Origin of the sequence: Halorientalis sp., assembly GCF_028275115.1 — an archaeon.
Classification (GTDB): domain Archaea; phylum Halobacteriota; class Halobacteria; order Halobacteriales; family Haloarculaceae; genus Halorientalis.
This window is the reverse complement of sequence record NZ_JAQCNH010000083.1, coordinates 87976-106180: the sequence shown is the minus strand read 5'-3', so window position 1 is coordinate 106180 and position 18205 is coordinate 87976. Positions and strand designations below refer to the sequence as shown.

17 protein-coding genes are annotated in these 18205 nt (G+C 63.4%); 9 read left to right on the top strand and 8 right to left on the bottom strand.

Going from position 1 to position 18205, the window contains the following annotated elements; all coding sequences use genetic code 11:
- Positions 1 to 31: 31 nt before the first annotated feature.
- Positions 32 to 502 (bottom strand): pyridoxamine 5'-phosphate oxidase family protein, encoded by a 471-nt coding sequence (locus tag Q0964_RS11530; protein ID WP_299267550.1) that lies wholly within the window; start codon positions 500 to 502, stop codon positions 32 to 34.
- A gap of 171 nt (positions 503 to 673) precedes the next feature.
- On the opposite strand from Q0964_RS11530, the gene Q0964_RS11525 reads away from it, so the two are divergent.
- A complete protein-coding gene (locus Q0964_RS11525; RefSeq protein WP_299267547.1) occupies positions 674 to 1972 on the top strand; it encodes a M48 family metallopeptidase in 1299 nt (432 codons plus the stop codon).
- Positions 1973 to 2299: 327 nt separating this feature from the next.
- On the opposite strand, the gene Q0964_RS11520 is transcribed toward Q0964_RS11525, so the two are convergent.
- The gene (locus tag Q0964_RS11520; protein ID WP_092695338.1) at positions 2300 to 2593 is read right to left on the bottom strand and encodes a hypothetical protein; all 294 of its coding nucleotides are present in this window, start codon (positions 2591 to 2593) and stop codon (positions 2300 to 2302) included.
- Positions 2594 to 2779: 186 nt separating this feature from the next.
- On the opposite strand from Q0964_RS11520, the gene Q0964_RS11515 reads away from it, so the two are divergent.
- From Q0964_RS11515 to Q0964_RS11495, 5 genes are all read left to right on the top strand, one after another.
- Positions 2780 to 3646, top strand: coding sequence for a sulfurtransferase (locus tag Q0964_RS11515; protein WP_299267541.1), 867 nt, complete (start codon positions 2780 to 2782; stop codon positions 3644 to 3646).
- 169 nt (positions 3647 to 3815) lie between these two features.
- Positions 3816 to 4172 carry a DUF7113 family protein gene (locus Q0964_RS11510; protein WP_299267540.1) on the top strand — a complete coding sequence of 119 codons (357 nt, stop codon included), beginning with the start codon at positions 3816 to 3818 and terminating at the stop codon, positions 4170 to 4172.
- 230 nt (positions 4173 to 4402) lie between these two features.
- Positions 4403 to 5308, top strand: a complete 906-nt coding sequence (locus Q0964_RS11505) for an ABC transporter substrate-binding protein (RefSeq protein ID WP_299267538.1) — start codon at positions 4403 to 4405, stop codon at positions 5306 to 5308.
- Positions 5309 to 5502: 194 nt separating this feature from the next.
- Entirely contained in the window at positions 5503 to 5796 is a 294-nt protein-coding gene (locus tag Q0964_RS11500) for a hypothetical protein (RefSeq protein WP_299267536.1), read from the top strand.
- Between the two features lie 369 nt (positions 5797 to 6165).
- Positions 6166 to 6822, top strand: a complete 657-nt coding sequence (locus Q0964_RS11495) for a ribonuclease HI family protein (protein ID WP_299267535.1) — start codon at positions 6166 to 6168, stop codon at positions 6820 to 6822.
- A 70-nt stretch (positions 6823 to 6892) separates the two neighbouring features.
- Here Q0964_RS11495 and Q0964_RS11490 read toward each other — a convergent pair whose 3' ends face one another.
- Both Q0964_RS11490 and Q0964_RS11485 read right to left on the bottom strand, forming a co-directional pair.
- Positions 6893 to 8377 (bottom strand): methyl-accepting chemotaxis protein, encoded by a 1485-nt coding sequence (locus tag Q0964_RS11490; RefSeq protein WP_299267533.1) that lies wholly within the window; start codon positions 8375 to 8377, stop codon positions 6893 to 6895.
- 365 nt (positions 8378 to 8742) lie between these two features.
- Entirely contained in the window at positions 8743 to 10110 is a 1368-nt protein-coding gene (locus tag Q0964_RS11485; protein WP_299267530.1) for an alpha/beta fold hydrolase, read from the bottom strand.
- A gap of 516 nt (positions 10111 to 10626) precedes the next feature.
- Between Q0964_RS11485 and Q0964_RS11480 the strand changes: the two genes are divergently transcribed.
- Positions 10627 to 11964, top strand: coding sequence for a cytochrome P450 (locus Q0964_RS11480; protein ID WP_299267527.1), 1338 nt, complete (start codon positions 10627 to 10629; stop codon positions 11962 to 11964).
- 161 nt (positions 11965 to 12125) lie between these two features.
- Positions 12126 to 12506, top strand: coding sequence for a CBS domain-containing protein (locus Q0964_RS11475; protein ID WP_299267526.1), 381 nt, complete (start codon positions 12126 to 12128; stop codon positions 12504 to 12506).
- A 609-nt stretch (positions 12507 to 13115) separates the two neighbouring features.
- Here the strand turns inward: Q0964_RS11475 and Q0964_RS11470 are convergent.
- Positions 13116 to 15050 carry a methyl-accepting chemotaxis protein gene (locus Q0964_RS11470; protein WP_299267524.1) on the bottom strand — a complete coding sequence of 645 codons (1935 nt, stop codon included), beginning with the start codon at positions 15048 to 15050 and terminating at the stop codon, positions 13116 to 13118.
- Positions 15051 to 15657: 607 nt separating this feature from the next.
- On the opposite strand from Q0964_RS11470, the gene Q0964_RS11465 reads away from it, so the two are divergent.
- A complete protein-coding gene (locus tag Q0964_RS11465) occupies positions 15658 to 15948 on the top strand; it encodes a hypothetical protein (protein ID WP_299267522.1) in 291 nt (96 codons plus the stop codon).
- Positions 15949 to 16679: 731 nt separating this feature from the next.
- Here Q0964_RS11465 and Q0964_RS11460 read toward each other — a convergent pair.
- The 3 genes from Q0964_RS11460 to Q0964_RS11450 all read right to left on the bottom strand — a co-directional run bounded on the left by Q0964_RS11460 (position 16680) and on the right by Q0964_RS11450 (position 18134).
- On the bottom strand, positions 16680 to 16847 hold the full coding sequence (locus tag Q0964_RS11460) for a hypothetical protein (protein WP_299267519.1): 168 nt from the start codon (positions 16845 to 16847) through the stop codon (positions 16680 to 16682).
- Between the two features lie 28 nt (positions 16848 to 16875).
- Positions 16876 to 17280: a hypothetical protein gene (locus Q0964_RS11455; protein WP_299267516.1), complete on the bottom strand. Its 405-nt coding sequence runs from the start codon at positions 17278 to 17280 to the stop codon at positions 16876 to 16878.
- Positions 17281 to 17768: 488 nt separating this feature from the next.
- Positions 17769 to 18134 (bottom strand): hypothetical protein, encoded by a 366-nt coding sequence (locus tag Q0964_RS11450; RefSeq protein WP_299267513.1) that lies wholly within the window; start codon positions 18132 to 18134, stop codon positions 17769 to 17771.
- Positions 18135 to 18205: the final 71 nt, after the last annotated feature.

The following is an 18205-nucleotide window of genomic DNA, read 5'->3' as shown; positions in this document are numbered from 1 at the left end:
CCGTAACGCGGCCTCGGTGTGGGTCGGCCGGTCAGTGGAGGGCCGTTTCGCCGTCCCCGACGACCATCGCGTGTTCGGGTGGGAAGCTCCCGTCGACGAGGAGGCGAGCCCAGTCGGTCTCGACCGCGAAGCAGGTGCTGGTCTCGTGTGTCAGGTACTCGCTGTGGCCGTACTTCTCAGCGTAGCGCGCCCGAAAGGAGGCGGCGTCTTCGCCCTGTAGCTCCGTCGCACGCCCTTCGAGCTGGAGGTTCCCGGCGTCCCCGTCGACCACCACCGCGACGCGGGGGTTCGCGGTCATGTTTGTGTACTTCCGGTAGTTCGTCGCGGTGTTGACGTACACGTTGTACTCGTCGTCCGTGACGAACCGGACGGTCGCGGCCTCCGGGACGCCGTCGGAGGAGGCCGTCGCCAGCGTACAGGCCGCCGTCCGCTGGAGCACCTCGGCAGCGCGCTCGCGTACGGCCGGGTCGTCCGTCACGGCCGGGGTTTCGGAGTTGCTCATGTCGGTGTTAGGTGCGTGTTCGGTATAAAAACCGTCGACGGGGCGTGAGCGGATTGCGGTGGCCGGTTCCGGGAGCCAGCGCCCCACGCTCTCGGGTTCGGTCGACGCCGTGCCGCGACTGTGCTCGCCTCGAAGCGGTGGCTTTTGCCCTTCGAGGCCTGTAATAATGGTATGCTCTCACTCGTCGCCGGGGTACTGTTCGTGGCTCTCCTCGCGGGAACGGAGGCGTTCTTCACGCTGCTGTCGGTACTGAACCTGCGACACCAGGAACGGACCGTCGAAGCAGAGCGGGAGTGGGTGGTCGAGGAACTGGGAATCGACGACCCCGAGCGGGCGCTGGCCTACGAGCGGGTGTCGACCGGTGTCGGGACGCTCCAGTCGTGGGTCACTCTTGGTGTCCTCCTGTTGGTGCTGTTCTCTGGGGTGTTCGGCGAGGTGGCGGCTACGTTGACGGGGCTCGACAGCGTGCTCCTCGAGACGGCGGTGTTCGTCGGCGGGGTGGTGCTGGTGGCCCGGCTCGTCGGTGTGCCGTTCGACCTCGTGAAGACGTTCGTCGTCGAGGAGGTGTACGGGTTCAACGAACGGAGCCTCGGACTGTGGCTGCGTGACTGGCTCCTCCAGACGGTAGTGTCGACGGCCCTGGTAGTCCCACTCGGTGTCGCTGTCGTGTGGTTCGTCACGACGGTGCCGGTGTGGCCGGCGGCCGCCTGGGCGCTGGCCGTCGGGACCATCATCGCGTTCACGGTCCTGAAACCGCGGGTCATCGATCCGCTGTTCTACGACTTCGAACCGCTTGGCGACGGCGACCTCAAGACGGCCGTCGACGAGGTGTTCGACGCGGCAGGCTACCGGACGGAACAGGTGTACGAGATGAACGCGAGCACGCGGACCGGCCACTCGAACGCCTACTTCGTCGGGTTCGGGCCGGCAAAGCGGGTCGTCCTCTACGATACGCTCGTCGACGGTATGGACACGGCGGCGATACAGAGCGTCCTCGCACACGAACTGGCCCACTGGCGCGAGGGGCATATCTGGAAGTTCGTCGGGTTCGCGGCACTGCGGCTGGCTGTCGTCTTCGTCGCGCTGGGAGCACTCGTCGCCTCCGGTGTGGTGTACCTCCCGGTCGCAGCGCCACAGACTCCGTACGTGGGCCTGTTTCTCGGGGCCCTCGTGCTGGCGCCACTCAACCGCCTGACGAGCCCACTCGAGAACTACGTGTCACTGCAGTACGAACGCGATGCGGACGCTTACGCCGTCGAGGTGACCGGCGGGGCGGCGATGGCCCGCGCGCTCTCGACGCTGGCCGCGGACAACCTCTCGGTGCCCTTCCCACACCCGTGGTACGAGACGTTCCACTACGACCATCCACCCATTCCCGAACGCATCCGCCGCGTGCGGGACCTCGCGGACCGGTCGGCTGACGGTCAAAGCGACCGTCCACCCGGCAGTGACCCGAGTACGGGCGACTGAGTCAGGGGCTCTGGGGGGACCGCACGGGAGCCGTGAGCGAAGCCACAGCGTCTCGGCGGTATCACGAGCGGCCGCCCGAATGCCGTCCCTGTGACGAACGTACGCCCGACAAAGCCCCTCAGCAGCGGAAACTGCTGAGCGGTGTCTCTCAGCGTTCCCGGCCCACACCGAACTGAGGTGGTGTACCGCGTCCGTGTGCCGACGGACGGTAGTCTGCCGTTCGACAGCCAATCGGTTGCGCGAACGCGGGCAGGAGTCCCCGGTTGGCGGCGGTCAGCGGGGTCGGTGCCGAGGTCGGATGGTCAGCGAGTGGACGGTCTGTGGGTCTCAGTCCGGGTCGAGGGGCTCGTAGCGGTCCGGGTGTCCACTGGCGCGGTTCGACCACGTCGTCTCCGGGGGTGGGAGGATAGTGATGACCGTCCGGACCCCGGCATCGTCCGCGACAGCCACGGCGTGTCCGCGGTCATCGACGACGACGAGTTTCGAGCCGTGTTTCCGGTCGAAGTAATCCCCGTCGGCGTCGCGGATGAACCGACGGAACCGAGCGACGTTCCGGACGCCGAACTGGTCCATCCGCTTGGCTGCGTGGGCGGTGATCGCTACCGTGATGCTGTTGCCCATCTACGCGACCGTTAGTTTCCCAGGTCAATACGTGTCTCGCCAGTCCACAATCCGGCCGAGGCAGTCGGACGAGCACCGAACGCGACTGTCGATCTGACACCGGCAGGCGTGTGGTGCTCACCACAGTCGGCCCGACGATGTGGGCCGAGCGTGCGTATTATTCGTATCTGGCGTCAATGCCGTCGTGTGTCTGACGATACAGTACCGACGCTCGTCGACCCGACGTGGTTGGAGAACCGACTCGACGCTCCGGATGTCCAGGTACTGGACTGCACCGTTCATCTGAGCACCGACGGGAGCGGCGAGTACCAGTTAGAGCCAGGGTACGATGACTGGGCCGACGCCCACGTCCCTGGGAGCGCGTTCGCCGACCTAATCGAGGACCTCTCGGAGACGGAGGACCCGGACTACCCGTTCCAGTTGCCGACGCCGGCGGACTTCGCGGCGGCCGTCGGCGACCTGGGCGTGAGCGACGACTCCCGGGTCGTCCTCTACGACACCGTCGACGCGGGGAACAACAACGAGTGGGCAGCCCGTCTGTGGTGGCTGTTCCGCGTCTTCGGCCACGACCGTGTCGGTGTGCTCGACGGCGGGTGGGCGCGGTGGACCGCCGGGGACCGACCCGTCTCCGCGACGGTCACGGAGCCGGAACCGGCCACGTTCACCGCCGACTACCGCCCCGAACTGGTGGCCGACGGAGACGATGTCGCGGCACGACTCGACGACGACGACGCGTGTCTCATCAACGCGCTCCGGCCGTCCGACCACGCCGCCCAACGGATTCCGAACAGTGAGAACGTGCCCGCCGTCGGGGAGGACGCAGTCATCACCGACGACGGAACCTACCAGTCCGAAGCGACACTACGAGAACGGTTCGCCGACGTCGGGGCCACGGAGGCGGAAGCGGTCATAACCTACTGTGGCGGCGGTATCGCTGCCAGCAGCCAGGCACTGGCGCTGTACCAAGCCGGCGTCACCGACGCGGCGGTGTACGACGGCTCGCTCAGCGAGTGGACGGCCGACCCAGACCGCCCCGTCGAGAGCGACGAGTGATGTCCCTCGGGGTCGCTCGCGATGGCCGGGTTGGTGCCGTTCCGGCCCCGATCGCGGTCTGACGCGACCCGGTAACTGTCAGGTCTCTCTGCCCCTCCCACTGTTCGGTGCCGAGGGCGAGACGACAACGACAAATCCGTCGAGCGGGTATATCGAAAAGAAATAACTCATGTTGCTTGTCTGTGGATTGGCCGGTGGCACCGGAACGACGGGGACGTTGTACGAACCAGACGAGACACCACCGTCGTACGACGGTGCGCCGACAGTTGAGGCGCCGTACGCGTGGGTCTGTGACTCGTTCTACCGGGTCGAGTCCGGCGGACAGGAACTCGAGACCGACCAGGGGACGATACGGGTCGCCTTCGAGCGGCCCACGGTGCGCGGTTTCGAGCGGCGCGAGCGGGCAATCGCCGCCGCCAAGACACACATCCGTGACCAGTTCTCCCGCACCGGAATTCGGGCCGACCCCGACTTCTACATCGACACACCGGCGGACGCGGGCCACGTCCCGGACTCGTCCCGGTGAGACGAGTCCTGATGCTAGCCGCCCGAGTCAGCGACCTCGGTTTCGATTTCGGTTCCGTTTATCCACTCTATCGACTCACCGAGTGCCGTCTCGTCGCCCGGTGATCAAGCGAGCGGAGCCCCGCGCCCTCCCGCCGAGACTCGGCACGGGGACAGACGTTGGAACCGGGTGGCCGCCCGCGTCGTGGCGGTATTATCAAGATATATACGTAAGTGGTACAGTTCTCTCATATGGACACAGTGACGCTTGGTTTGGAGTGGTTCCTGAACCCGGACCACATTCCGTTCGTCGTAGCGGACGAGCGTGGCTACTACGAGGATGAGGACCTGGAACTCGACATCTGGGAGCCGCCGGAACACTACGATACACTGGAGATGCTGGCGGAGGGCGAACTCGACTACGCGATTACCGAACCGATCCACCTGGTGCCCGAGCGCTCGGAGGGCGTCCCGGTCACGAGTATCGCGACCTTTCTACACACCAGGGGTGGAATCCAGTACCCGGCCGATCGGGGGTGGGAGTCGCCAGCCGACCTCGAACCCGGTGTCAGGCTCAACTATCCCGGGGCGCCCGGTCCCGGCGGACGAAAGATGGTCGCGTACATGGCCCGGCAGGCCGGCGGCGACCTGACGGCGGCGGATATCGAACCGGTCGACCGAGGGTTCTACCACACCGACGCCCTAGTCGATGGCGACGCCGACGTCGCCTTCCTGGCGTTCTACAACTTCGAGATCGTCGAGAGCCGCCACCGCGGCTTCGAGGCCGACCTCTGGGAACTCGCCGACTACGGCGTCCCCGATTTCAACCAGCTCGTGCTCACTGCCGCGGACAGGAAAGTCGAGACCGCCCCCGACGAGGTGCAGCGGTTCATCGACGCCACGCGGCGTGGTGTGGAAGATACCGTTGAGGACGGCGAGGCGGCAGTAGAGCTGTTTTTCGAGCAGTATCCCGGGGTCCGGGAGGAGAGTCCGGAGTTGATGGACGAGACCGCGGCAGCGACGCGCGAGTTCTTTACCCCAGAGCTCACACAGGACATCGAGATGTATCGGGACCTCGTGACGTTCTGTGAGGAACTCGACCTCTCCGAAGGGCCCGTCGACGCCGACGCGTTCACCGACGAGCGGTTCGTGGAGTGACCGCCGGGCCACAACAGCGCCGCTCGCACGGGCCTCGCTGCTCACCGCCTGTACTTCTGTAATCGAGGACCCCCAGCAGAACGCGTCGGTAGCCGGTGTCCAGAGGCCAACGCGAACGACCCGTGACACCCCGTCTCGCGAGCGAGACATACGGGTGAATTAGTACCTCCAATACCAACGTACATCTGGAGAGTATGACTGCATACAGCCAGTCCGATATGGACATGGAGGAGATGATGACGATGGGCATGGACGTAGAGGAAATGATGACGATGGGTATGGACATGGACGAGATGATGATGGGTATGGACTCCGAGGAGGCACTGGAACAGGCCAGAGAAGGTGCCAAACAGGGTGCAGAACTGGGGGCGGCGTTCGGTCCGGTCGGTGCTGGGTTCGGCGCCGGTTGGGGCGCTGCACTCGGCTATCTGAGCGGTGCCACGGGTGTTCCAGCCGGCAGTATGATGAGCGGCCAGACCGACGACTGAGCGAACACCCGCCTTTGTATCGACAGCCACCACCGCGTGTGCAGTACCGAACGGGCGTGTGAGTCCGCGTATCGATGGCACCAGTGTGTCTCGGCACGCCGCGTTAGAACACGCGCAGACGCACGTTGGTACCGCTTCTCGGGGTCCCGTCGAGTCACGTCCGCAGCGTTCCGGCAGTATCTTCATATCGGGACCGAGACACACGGACCGCTCGAACTCCGGTCGGGAGCGGCGGTCGCGGTGGCCCCCTGTACACCTGAAGATGTTTCTCCCTCACTCACCGAGAACGTGTATGCGATGGTGTAACCGACGAACGGAATCGTGCGAGGTCGAGAGTATCGGGACTTGGACGCCGGAGGCGAGAGATGCATGACCGACGACATCCTCCCGCGTGAACACCTGTCGCCGCTCGGGGCGCTCGTCGACGAGGTGCTCGCGACCGTCGGCTACGAGCTGGCGGCTGCGACCGAGGCCATCGACGACGCTGTCTCCGGCTACGGCGGCCTGTTCGAGCCGACGACTACCCGGGAGGAGTTGCGCCTCGCGCTCGACGACGTGTTAGCCTCTGACCTTACCCGCCCGCACGTCCCGGAGTCGCCGGACGACACGTTCGTCCTCTACGTCGACGGCAGTTCGCGCGGCAACCCCGGCTCTGCGGGTGCGGGTGCCGTCATCGTGGGCGCCGCGGGTGACCAGCTCGCTCGACTAGGTCGGCCCGTCGGGTCCCGGACGGGAAACAACACCGCAGAGTACGTCGCCCTCCAGCTCGGGCTCTCGGAGCTGTTGACTCGGTACGAGCCACACAGACTGGAGGTCCGAATCGACTCGATGACCGTCATCCGTGACGTCTGGGGTGGCGACGACCCCACAGAGCCGGGCGTCGAGCGATACAGCGACGCTATCGCGACGGCATTAGCGGACATCCCGGACGAGCATTACACCCATCTCGCCGACAGCGACCCGAACCCAGCCGACGCATTGGCGACGGTCGGTGCCGATATCGCGGCTCTCGGCCCCGGAGCGTAGCGTCTTGGTATCTTCGAGCGTCTCATAAGAATCTCGACATTTCCGGGTACCGGCGCTACTCTCTGTGGTCTCAGACGCCAGTGTTCGTCACAGGCTCGCCGGTTTCGAGTCGAGTTCGCACGCGCTTGAGAGTCGTCCGAATCTCGTCGACCTGCTCGACCTGACGCTCGTTCGCGATGACGATTTCGCCGACCTCGGTCGAGACGCGTTCGGCGGCCTCGGCTGCATCGTCGACCATGTGTGCGATCTGCTCGACGGTCTGTGCTTGGTCGTCGGTGGCCGCGGCGACTTCGCTGTTCCCGTCGGCAGTCTCGGTCGCCTGCTCGACGATCACCTCGAACCGCTCTCTAGTCTGTTCGATCCGGTCCATCCCCTGCTGTGCCTGGTCGGCTGCGGCGTCGAGTTTCTCGACGGTTTCGTCGGTGTTGTCCTGGATACGCGTCGCGCGCCGTTCGATCTGGCCGGCCTGCTCTGCGGTCTCCTCGGCGAGTGATTTGACCTCGTCGGCGACGACGGCGAACCCGCTGCCAGCCTCGCCTGCGCGAGCCGCCTCGATGCTCGCGTTCAGCGCGAGGATGTTCGTCTGCTCGGCGATATCGTCGATCACCGCGACGATTTCGTCGATTTCGGCAATCTGGGCCTGCAGCTCCCCGAACTCCGCGCTAGTCTCCGTCATGGTCGTCTCGATTTCGGCGATAGCCTGTTTCGTCTCCGTGACGAGAGTCTGTCCCTCCTCGGCGACTTCCTGAGCGGTATCACTGGAGGCTTTGACCTCCTCGGAGAGCGAGGCGACCTCCTCGACGACGGCGCTCATGTCCGACACCTCCGCGGCAGTGTCGGTCATCGTCGCCGCTTGGTCGTCCGCCAGGTCGCTGATCTGTTCCGAGCTGCGCGAGACGTCCGTGGCGGTGTCCGACAGCGACTCCACACCGTCCTGGACCGTCTCGACCAGGTCGGTCAGTAACGATTGTTGCCGGTCGACTTCCTGTTCACGCTCGTGGAGGGCATGTTCGCGTTCGATCCGGTTCATCGCGTCGGCCGCGTTCGCACACAGCACTTCTAGAAACCGCCGGTCGGTGTCCTCGAACTCCCGCGGTTCTGGCGACCCAGAGAGGAGGACGCCGTACTCGCCGAGCGGAACGATCAGTTCGCTCCGGAACGTGCTGTCGGGTCTGTTGATACCGTCGTCGGACCAGTAGTCCTCGACGCTCACAATCTCGCCGCTCTCGAACACGGACCAGGCTTCAGTGTCCGGCCCGAGCGCGGGTGGCTCGCCAAGTTCCCGTTCTAGGTTCCCGCTCCAGCTCACCGGCACCAGCGACCGCTCGTCGGCATCGTGAAAGTGGATACCCGTCTGTGCCAGGCCGAGAACGTCAACGGCCGCGTCGAGTACCACGTCCGCCGTTGTCTGTTTCGAGTCGGTCGTCAGCATCTCTTCGATAGCGCCGTACAGCGTGAACATCGCCTGGACGGTGTCGTCCGTCGCGTCCACGTCGACCTGCAGCCCTGTGTCGGCCGCCCCGCCGTCCTCGCTGTCGCGGTTAGTCTCCTCCATCTGTCTCCGGAACGAACGCCCCGCTAGTATTCAAGTACTTCCCCTGTTTCTTACACCGATTCGTCATGCTGGGCCTCTCAATACCCACCCGGTAGACGCTCAGTTCCCGCAGGGTACCGACGACTGCTGCCACTACGGTCGCCTGTCACACTCGCTACTGTCCGGCATAAATTGGCGAGTGTCGCCGGGCTTCGTCGCTGCCACTGTACCATCGTGAGTTCACCGGCTCGTCGTGGCCGGAGGTTCGAGCGAGTGAACCCTGCACCAACTCGGTGTTGACGATGCGTCCGCCCGCAACGGTATCGCCTCCATCGTGATTGGAGCAGTCTCGGTTATCTCGCCTGGATATCTGTGCAGTGCTCGGACTACCGGTTGTGAGTAATACCGAAGTCCGACGGTTTCAGGACTTCGGGCACCGGTTCGTCGCGGACGCCGCGGATGTCGTCCAGCACTGGTTTGAGATAGCTGGGGAACAGGTCCGGTGCCTCGGCCATCGGGAAGTGCCCGACAGCCTTCATTTCGTGTGCTGTCGCCCCCGTTCCGATGGCGGTTGCTGCCTCGCGCGCGTCGTCGGGATTGGTCAGGTAGTCGTACTCACCGTTCATCAGGTACATCGGTACCTGTGAGGCGTCGATATCGTCCGCCGAGTCGCGGTAGTCGTGTTCGGCCGAGTAGTAGTAGAGGTCGCCTTTGAGCACACCGTTTGCACCCTGTTCGTAGTTGTACAGCGTCTCCCTCCGGGCCCACTCCGGCGACTGTGGCGCCATGAGTCCCCAGGTCGCGTGGGAAATCACGTCGTTCGCATTTATGTGTGGATGGTCGAGCCACTGGATGTAGAAGCCAGGCGTAAACAGTCCGGCTTCGAGCCCGATGAGTGCCCGAAATCGATCCGGATACCAGTCGGCGAGTTCGAGAGTTATCGTGCCGCCCATACTCGACCCGGTGAACACAGGATTGTCGAGTTCGAGCGCGTTCGCGATGGAGACGATGGTGTTGGTGAATCGCTCAGCGGTGAGGTCGTACTGCTCGCTCCACCACGACTCGCTGGACGGCGGGACTGACTTTCCGTGTCGTGGGAGGTCGTATGCGATGACCCGGAACTGCTCGGTGATTTGCTCGTCGTTGAGAACGTGCCGCCACTGCTGGTTGTTACAGCCGGCTGTGTGCTGGCAGAGAAGTGGGATTCCGTCCGCAGGTCCGGCTTCTTCGTAGTAGATACGGTGTGAAACGCCGTCGAGTTCGATCGTGACGAACTGCCCGGTAATCGCCTCGTTCGAGGGTTCGCTCGGCCGTGCGGTTCCTGTCGTGGGGAGTTCGCCGTCCTGTTCTGTCGTCCGCATCAGTTCCAGTGCACGCTGGACCGACCGGAAGTTCTGGAAGATCGCTTTGTGATCACCAGCGAGGTCGAAGTACCCCTCCTCGCCTTTGACCGCAGTGCGGTAGAACGAGGCGAATAGCTCGTTGTGATGTGGCGAGGGGACCTCACTCACGAACTGTTCCCAAGCGTCTGTGGACCCGACGACGCTGAACGACCACGAGTCGTCGAGCCCGGGCGTGCGGACATCCTGAACCCGGCCGTCGTACATATCGATGAGGTGGTTCTCGTCGCCGACGGCAACGACGAAGTTCTCGTCGAACGCCTCCCGGCCGTGAAGCGTCATCTCCGGGTCATCGTTGACAATCTCCTGATAACTATTCCACCACGCCTCGGTTGCAAATGCTGCGTCTGTCATACTGGGTCTCGGCCGGTCTCCCCGTGCGTGCCATCATCGAGTACACCCGGCCGGTACAGAACTATGTTTTGCAGATAGCTTAAACACCGACGAAAACTCGAAGACGGTTTACGATCGAGACGGACGTCCGTTCGAGACGACAGGACGACACACCGCCGGCGGAGTCGGCGCCGGTCCGAACGAGCGGTTCTACCCACTCGCTCCGCGTCGGGTTTCGCACGAGACACGACATCATCCGGGTCGTGTCTCCCACTGTTGGGACCGGCGTACTGCAACGCGCCTGCCAGCGACACGCCCCGGTCGTGATGCGGACGTGCGGCGGTTACGACGATATCGAACGCACGCTTCGAGCGGTAAGATGACCAACCGGTTCGCTCCCGAACTGTCTCGACGACACCGAGCGCGAGGCCGCAGGTGACCCGGTCGCAGCGTTCGCCGTCGCGCGGGGAGTCGCCGATCTGAATGTCACTATCGGCCGCAGGCGAAGGTTTTTGAACGTCTCCTCGAAAGATAGCTATGAGCAATCGAGCACACAGTCCCCCAGGGCTCCCGGTTGTCGGGAGCGTCACGAAACTGGCCCAGGACCCGCTCCGGTATCTCTCCGGCGTCCAGGAGGCCTACGGCGGGCAGTATCCACTAGTTAGACTCGATCCACCAGGTGGGCAGTCAGTGTCGGTCGTGCTCGACGCGTCGCTGGTCCACGACATCCTGGCGGACCGTGACCGCTTTGCACGCCCGGGGACCGGAACGGACCAGCAGCGCCGACAGGGGTTGCTCACCAGCGCCGGCACGCTCTGGGAGCAACAACGGTCGGTGCTGGATCCCGAGTTCGTCGGGCCGCGGCTGTCCGAGTACGCCGAGGTCGCAGCCGATACCGTCGAGACGATGCTCGCCGGGTGGCCGGCGGACGGCCGAATCGATCTGGTGTCGGAACTGTCGACCATGACGATGCGGGTCATCACTCGGACACTGTTCAGCCAGGACACGACGCGCGAACAGAGCCGGACAGTCGAGGAGGCCCTGTCGGCGGTCGCCGACGAGTTCGAGCCCGATATCACGGACTTCCTGTTGCCCGACCGGCTTCAGCCCGGCCCCTCGGCGGCGTTCGAGGCGGCAAACGAGACGCTCGATACGGTCGCCCGAGGGTTCGTCGACGACCACCTCGAGGCTGAGGACCCGCCACAGGACATGATCACGGCCCTCATGGAGGCCAAACGCGACCCGGCGGTCGACCTCTCGGAGAACGAGTTGATCGACGAGGCCGTACTCTTTATGACCGCCGGCCAGGAAACGACGGCGCTGACGGTTACCTACGCCTTCCACTGGCTGTCGACCCATCCGGAGGCGCGTCAGCGCGTCGCCGACGAGGCTCGGCGGACTCTGGACGGCGATCCCCCGGGCTGGGAGACGCTCTCGGAGCTGACGTACACGGAGAAGGTCGTTCGGGAGACGCTCCGACTCACCCCCGCAGCGTGGAACATCACCCGGGTGACCCGCGAACCGACGACTCTCGCCGGCGTCGAGATCCCCGCCGACGAGCCGTTGCTCCTGTCCACGTACGCGCACCACCGCGACGGCCGTGTGTGGGACGCGCCCGAAACGTTCGACCCGGACCGCTGGGGCGAGACCGCGAGTCGCGCCGACGACTCGTACTTTCCGTTCGGTGCCGGCCCGCGGGTGTGCATCGGGCGCCAGATCGCGCTCACCGAGGCGCAGTTCGCGCTCGCGCACGTTCTCCAGCAGTACAGCGTCGAGACGGTCCCCGACTCCCTGTCGTTCCAACCCGGTGTAACGCTCAGACCGGAGGGTGCTGTTCACGCGCGCGTCCACGAGCGAGCTCCCAGAAGCGACTGAGCCATCGATTCGACCTCGGCACTGTCGGCCTGTCGTCCGAGGACCGAAGACCGTGCAGGACACGTGGCGGCCGGCACCACAGCGATTCAACGGCCGCGGGCGCCGCTCTGGGCTCCGGGCACAGCATAAACTCTCATATTTCACCAGCCGTACTCAATTGTATGAACGTCGAGTCAGAGGTTCCCGTCCGGGAGTGTATGTCTACGCCTGTCGAGACAGTCGCGACGGAGACGTCGCTCGTTGCGGCGGCACAGACGATGCGGAACGCGAGTATCAGCGCACTCGTGGTGATGAGCGAGCCGCGTTCAATCGTCACGAGCACCGACTTCGTCGACGCAGTCGCACAGGAGCGCGACGTCACGTCGCTGTCGACGGCGGACATATCGACGGCGGTAGTCACGACAGTCGAGCCGGACCTTCCGCTCACGCAGGCAGCGGCAACGATGACGCAACACGATAGTAGTCACCTACCCGTCGCCGAGGCCGGCGAACTCGTCGGTATGTTGAGCAAGACCGACCTCGCACAGTACCAGGCAGACTGAACGACTACCCACACGGAGACAGAGAGACGTTCGGACTCGCCGACGTCCACCGTCGGAGCCACACCGCATTCCGAGGTTACTGAAATCCACTCAGCGGTCGGCAACTCTCGGTTTGAGCGAGTTACCGCTGCACCCTCCCCCGGACGCCGTGTCGAATAGACGTCACGGTTGGCGCAACTCACGATTCGCTCGCCGCTCGAAATGGCGAACAACGGGACGCTTTCACGGAGCTATCGATACCGACACAGTGCTCACACGGCGTCGCACGAGGGATCGGCGCGACTGCTTCTCGGTTCAATCCGCTGTGTGAAACGGTGCCCTGCCGTCACGTCAAAGTCGAGTCGTTCGACAGTCGAGGGGCCCCTCCGACCACGGGAAAATGAGCGTTCTGGACGACCCCGCCGCACCGGGCCTGTCCAATCTGTCGGTGACAGCCGCTCTATCCTGAACAGAGATGGTGTAGTCGGTACGGGGTCCGCGTTGCTGTCGACTCGTGGGCCGTTACACGCGGTCGTGACTCGGGATGCCATCCGTATCGCTCCGCTCGCTCTCTACGACGGGCACGTCCGGACGACGGACCAAGACGGCCCGAACCGAACCGGGCAGGGGTCAGTCGTCGGTTGCAGCCGGACTGGTCGGACCGGCAGCCACGTCCGCACCGTTGCACGAGAACGCTCCCAGTAGTGTCTTCAGTTCGTCTGCCGTGCCCGCGACGGCTTTCATACTCTGGCTGATTTCGTCCATCGATGCGGTCTGCTCCTCGACGGCGGCGGATACGCTCTCGGCTTCGTTGGCGGACCTGTCGCTGATGTCGGCCACCTCGTCGACCATCGAGACGACTTCCTCGGCGCTAGACGCCTGGCTGTCAGTCGAGTCACTGATCTCCTGGATGCCGTTGTCGGTCTGCTGGGCGTTCCGCTCGACCTGTTCGAACGCGTCGACCACGTCGCCGACGGCCTCGATCTCCTTTTCGACCAGCTGACTCGCCTGTTCGACCTGTCCGACGACGGTGCTGGTCTGTTGCTGGGTCTGGTCGATCCGGTCCTGGATGCTCTCGGCCGAATCGCGCGTTTCCTCGGCGAGTTGCTTGACCTCGTCCGCGACGACACTGAAGCCGTCGCCACTCTCCGAGTCGCCGCCACTCTCACCAGCCCTGGCGGCTTCGATGCTCGCGTTCAGCGCGAGGATGTTGGTCTGCTCTGCGATATCGGTGATGAGGTCGGTTATGTTGGCGATCTCTTGCATCTGGTCGTCCAGTGCAGTCACCGTGTCGACGGTGTCGTCGATGGCGGTTTTGACCTGCTTGGCGTCGTCGTACATATCGGTTGCGAGTTCGCGTCCGTCGGTCGCGATATCTGCTGTCTCGGCGGAGGCGCCTGAGACGTCCTGTGCGGAGGCAGCGACCTCTTCGACGGTCGCCGAGAAGTCGGACATCTCGCCGGCCACTTCCTCCAGCATCCGTCGCTGTTCGTCGGTTCCGGCGGCAATCTCCTGGACCGAATCGGTCATTTCCTGACTGGCCTCCAGGACCTGCTCGGTACTCGCCTCCGCGGCAGCCACCTTGTCGCTGGTATCGTCAGCGTACGTTTGAATCTCGGTGACAGTCGCCTCGATTTCGCCGACCATCTCGTTGAACGCAGCACCGATGTCGGACATGGCCTCGTTCTCGCTCTCGGTGTCGACCCGAACTGTGAGGTCACCCGCAGCGGCCTGTTCCATGGCCTCCTGATAGTTCATCGCTTTCAGTTCGAGATGGCTGTTCAGCGCCTTGACCTCCTGCCGCTGTGCCTCGGCGTCCTGTTTGAGCCGTTCCGCTTCCTCTTTCTGCGTCTGAATTTCGGCCTGCTTCTCCTGGAGGTCGTCGATCTCGTTGGCCCGCTCTCTCGCACGTTCGAGCTCGAAGGTAGCCTCTTTCCGAGACTTCTCGATGGAACTCAGGTGAATCGTCAGCGCAACCCCCAACAGCGCCACGAACGCGCCGTGAATGAACCCCCACACCCACGGGTTCATCTGTGCGGCAGTGTGGTTGTAGACCCGTGCTGGATTGACCAGCCCGAATCCGATGTGCGTTATCACGACGTACCCGATTCCGACGCCGAACGGCAGCCAGTCCTCGTATATCGCCGCGATTCCGATGGCGACGAAAAAATGAAAGTGTGCTTCGATGTACCCACCAGTAACGTGGACGAGCGTGCCCGAACAGAACGCGAGGCCGGTCACCGCCAGAACCGTCCGTAGTCGGCGGTTCAATCGCGGGACTGCAGCCGCAAAGGCGAACGCCGCGATGATACCCATCTCCAGGGCCAGCATCCCCGTCGGGATGGTTGGGAGAGTCATCCCTGTGATTGACTCACTGCCCTCGGCCAACCCGAGTCCGAATAGAATCGGGATATGCGAGAGGACAGCGATAATGAATGCCTTGTGCCGTCCCCGCCACTCCGAGTCGGGAATCGTGCTTCCGTCGGGAATGTGTGAGAAAATCCCATCGTCGATGGCATCAGCACGGCCAACATCGTTGGGCCCCGTGCTGGCAGTTTCACTCATACATTTTTCGCTGTGAACAAAATAAATAATACTCACGCCCCAATTCTTATTTGTGAAAATAAGGCGGTTCGTGCCGTCAGCCAACGCTGCTGGAAATTCGCATCGATCGTCGATACTATTGTAAACAAACCTTTTTACATGGAACGTTGTTTATTAGCAGGAAGGTTGTTGCTGGCCGGTCTCAGTGTGGGAATCCGTCTCGTTCAGCCGGTCAAGGCTCGGATAACCCCGTCAGCATCGAGTAGGCGGCCCTCTCGGTGGGGCTGGCACTCGACCCCGGCGCGTGGGACGAGCGAGACAGGGCGGAACTGGCCGGCGAGAGCCGCAGGCGAACCGAGCCGGCGGCGATGGCAGTCGTGAAAATGTGCTCACCCGCCGCAGAGGACAACTCCGAGGCGGTCACGAGCGACCCTCGACTACTTACCGGCCGTGTGGTGGTTACCCACCCGAGACGGCCGGATGACCGCGGACGAGTGCGGTGCGGTTGTGCTTGTACACCGGATTCAGAACACGGTATCTCGGCCGACACGACGGTCGGAACACCCCGGCGAATCCAGCATACAGCACAAGTATCAGCAGCACGTACTGGTATTCGGTGCAACTAAATATGGATTCCGACGAAAAATCACTGGCGAACGCGCGGCGGTTTGCGGAGTCCGGTGCGAAATTGGGCGCGGCCGCCGGGAGTCGGGCAGGACCCGTTTCGACCGGCATCAGTTCGGGGCTCGGCGGTGCCATCGGCTATCTGACCGGTGCTGCCATCGATGGCGTCCAGATGAGTGTCAGGGAACAACCAGCGGTAACCGACGGCGGTCGAGCAGCGACGCGGGCGGACGAGACGTCCACTGGCGGAATCGAGATTCCAGTCGCCGAAGAGAGCCGCTCCGGTTCGGAGTAACACGCCGACTTCACGTCGTGAACCGGTCGCGAAAACGCCTGGGTGGGCTCGGTTTCACCGCAGTCGGGGGAAGTGACCTCCTCCTCGGCGTAAACGGAGAGGGAGCGAAGCCCCCTCAAGCAGTCGGGCGTAGGTCGACGACGGCGAGGCTTCCCGAACCGCACCGCAGGCGGTGGGAGATTTACTGGTTTGCAGACCGGTCGGCATAACGGGTCTCCTGGCGGGGCCAGACCGCCGTTACTCCTATTCCATAGTGGGATTCAGAGTTACCGGACTGGGAATCCAGCGACCCGGAGTGGATTCCTTCGGATGTAGATTCCCATGAATCCGATAGTATCCGTTTAATTGGGCGGTCAAGCCGCCTCGGTGTATGTTATCCTATATATTTAAGAAAATAAATTTCAGGGTGGAAGCACTGTGGTGAATGGTTCCTGAAATGGACGCGATTCACGCCCGTCGTGAACGGCGGGATTCTCTCGCTGTATCAAGATGGCCGCGCAGTATCTGTCCAGGCCCGACGCTGTGCCTCCCACCAGAGAGCGTCGACGGTCGCTGCGCCCGGCCGGGTACAGGGCGCGTCTCGGTCGCTGACTCGGGTCAGTGTTACTCGACGTCCGATGGTCAGGGGACGGCAGGCCGTTGTCTGGACATCTCAGGACCGAGAGCGGGGAACACGACGCTGCTCGATGCAGGTGCATATCGCGTAGGAGGCCACCGACGATTTCGACGGACTACTCGGACTGGTCGGCGTAGAGTTGAGCCATTCCACACTCCGGACAGAGGAACGCGTGCAGCGGTGTTTGGTGCCCCACACCGAGGCGGTCGAGTACGCCGCCGTCTCTCTCGACCTCGACGTAGAGGGTTCCGACTCCGTCGGCTGTCACGCTCGTCCGCTCCATCTGGACGTCACAGTCCGGACACCGGCGTTCACTCGTTGGTCTCACGTCCCGTTTTGCCGCCAATTCCGCAAGCGGCCAGGGCACAGTTTCGTGCTCGGAAACACCGACTCCGACACCCGTCCCCGCTGAACTCACGCCGGCATCCGCTCGAACTGTCCAGCGAAGTGATTTCGATGTTGGTGGCGATCTGCTCAACAGCCTGTTGAAGAACTGTCGAGTAGATGTTCGCCAGATCAGTCCACCAGTCTTTCAGATCGGGTATCTCGTCTCTGACCTGTGTGACGCGCTGTTCGACAGTGCCCTCGGTTTCGGGTATCCGGTTGTAGCGGTGCAGACTGTGGTTGTGGAGTTGTCGCACGGTGTCACGCACCCAGTCCAGTTGCTCCCGCTGCTGGCTGTCAGGAAACAACCGACAGTTGAGTGCGTAATCCATGCGCCGTCCCTCGATTGCCCACCTGTAGAAGCTTAAATATACACATCCCTCACAGGGCGATTCATCCCCACCCCGGTCGCTGCTTGAGGGTGGGGGCTTCTCGCCCAATCTGCTAACGGCTCGAAGACCATCGGCACCCCTCTGCAGGCGGGATGGCAAACCAGGGGGGTAGCGTCATGACAACAGCGACTGTCGGCTCGATAACGAGCGTCGCCGTTCCAATCGCGCGTGATTTCAGTGCGTTGTTCCCGAGCGGGTCACGACTCGGAACCGTTCAATCCCGGGCAGACGGTATCGGTCGGTTCGCGGAGACACGGCGCACAGGACTCGGGGCCACAGCAAAGAGTGGACGCAACTCGCGGTGTTGAATTTTCCCTCTGCATCTGACGTTATCCGACTGAGAGCAGCCGGGTAGGTCGATTCGATGTTTGCCGGGTTCGAGGCGGGCACTCAGCGCGTCACTCACCCGGAAGCAGGGGTCGTCCGACTCAGTTCCCGGCCCACGCTATGTCGAGACTGTCTGGCTGGATGCTGATTTCGTACTCCGAGGCAGTTGTGGGAATCTCCTCTCGCTCGTAGGTCGCCTCCTGCGGACTGAGAATCTTCGCGGCGATGGCCATGTCTCCTGCCACATTGGCACCGCGTACCCCCGCAGTGAACCGATTCGTTTCGCCGCCGTCAAGCACGAATCCTTCCACGGCGAATGCGCTTTCCCCGTCTTTGAGCCGAATAGACACTTCTAATTCGCTGTCGCGTTCGTTGACGATTACGAATTCGGAGTCCTGCTCCGGGCCTGATAGACAGCCACTGCTTACCAGCAACCAACCCGTCGCGAGGAGTTTCCGTCGGTTCATTTTCCTTTTTTTGTGGTGACTGAACGTATAGCCGCTTCGATGGGCACGTTTTCAGTACACAACAGCCACGC

Coding starts and splice junctions, on each gene's coding strand:
- Q0964_RS11530 (WP_299267550.1), bottom strand. CDS start 502: ATGAGCAACTCCGAAACCCCGGCCGTGACGGACGACCCGGCCGTACGC.
- Q0964_RS11525 (WP_299267547.1), top strand. CDS start 674: ATGCTCTCACTCGTCGCCGGGGTACTGTTCGTGGCTCTCCTCGCGGGA.
- Q0964_RS11520 (WP_092695338.1), bottom strand. CDS start 2,593: ATGGGCAACAGCATCACGGTAGCGATCACCGCCCACGCAGCCAAGCGG.
- Q0964_RS11510 (WP_299267540.1), top strand. CDS start 3,816: ATGTTGCTTGTCTGTGGATTGGCCGGTGGCACCGGAACGACGGGGACG.
- Q0964_RS11505 (WP_299267538.1), top strand. CDS start 4,403: ATGGACACAGTGACGCTTGGTTTGGAGTGGTTCCTGAACCCGGACCAC.
- Q0964_RS11500 (WP_299267536.1), top strand. CDS start 5,503: ATGACTGCATACAGCCAGTCCGATATGGACATGGAGGAGATGATGACG.
- Q0964_RS11495 (WP_299267535.1), top strand. CDS start 6,166: ATGACCGACGACATCCTCCCGCGTGAACACCTGTCGCCGCTCGGGGCG.
- Q0964_RS11490 (WP_299267533.1), bottom strand. CDS start 8,377: ATGGAGGAGACTAACCGCGACAGCGAGGACGGCGGGGCGGCCGACACA.
- Q0964_RS11485 (WP_299267530.1), bottom strand. CDS start 10,110: ATGACAGACGCAGCATTTGCAACCGAGGCGTGGTGGAATAGTTATCAG.
- Q0964_RS11480 (WP_299267527.1), top strand. CDS start 10,627: ATGAGCAATCGAGCACACAGTCCCCCAGGGCTCCCGGTTGTCGGGAGC.
- Q0964_RS11475 (WP_299267526.1), top strand. CDS start 12,126: ATGAACGTCGAGTCAGAGGTTCCCGTCCGGGAGTGTATGTCTACGCCT.
- Q0964_RS11470 (WP_299267524.1), bottom strand. CDS start 15,050: ATGAGTGAAACTGCCAGCACGGGGCCCAACGATGTTGGCCGTGCTGAT.
- Q0964_RS11465 (WP_299267522.1), top strand. CDS start 15,658: ATGGATTCCGACGAAAAATCACTGGCGAACGCGCGGCGGTTTGCGGAG.
- Q0964_RS11460 (WP_299267519.1), bottom strand. CDS start 16,847: ATGGAGCGGACGAGCGTGACAGCCGACGGAGTCGGAACCCTCTACGTC.
- Q0964_RS11455 (WP_299267516.1), bottom strand. CDS start 17,280: ATGGATTACGCACTCAACTGTCGGTTGTTTCCTGACAGCCAGCAGCGG.
- Q0964_RS11450 (WP_299267513.1), bottom strand. CDS start 18,134: ATGAACCGACGGAAACTCCTCGCGACGGGTTGGTTGCTGGTAAGCAGT.